Annotated in this window: 1 pseudogene; it reads right to left on the minus strand. The window is 53.7% G+C overall.

Annotation, left to right across the window (positions count from 1 at the left end):
• Positions 1 to 224: pseudogene (gene glpT, locus J5M56_RS25695) on the minus strand (glycerol-3-phosphate transporter); the annotation flags it as partial.
• Positions 225 to 434: the final 210 nt, after the last annotated feature.

Here is a 434-nt window from a genome sequence, read left to right on the forward strand (position 1 = left end):
GCAATGGCGATCGCCGACATCGCCAGACCAAGGTCGCCACGGCTGTAGCCTTCATCGATCAGGTACGGCATGGCCAGGGAGAAGTTCTTGCGCAGCAGGTAGTAACCGGCGTAGCCGATAAAGATACCGGCGAAGATCTGCCAGCGCAGGCGGCGGTAGGTGCTGTCTATTTTTTCTTCAGGCAATGGAGCCTGATGTGCGGCAGGACGAAAGAAAGCAAACATTCAAGAGCTCCAGTTTTCTTGTTTTGACTGCGGATGCGAATGTTACAGTTTCGTTACCGAAAATAGCATCGCTTCACGTCGGCAAAACAGCGGAAATTTGGGCAGATGAGCGTTCCTTTATGAACATGTCGCTCTGAGATAAGAAGGCGGCGCTGAGGGGATGGTGGCTCGGGTGGGTTTCTGCGGTTTAACGTATTGGCGAGGCGGATC

The organism is Pseudomonas sp. 51_B (genome assembly GCF_017491595.1).
Lineage (GTDB): Bacteria > Pseudomonadota > Gammaproteobacteria > Pseudomonadales > Pseudomonadaceae > Aquipseudomonas > Aquipseudomonas promysalinigenes.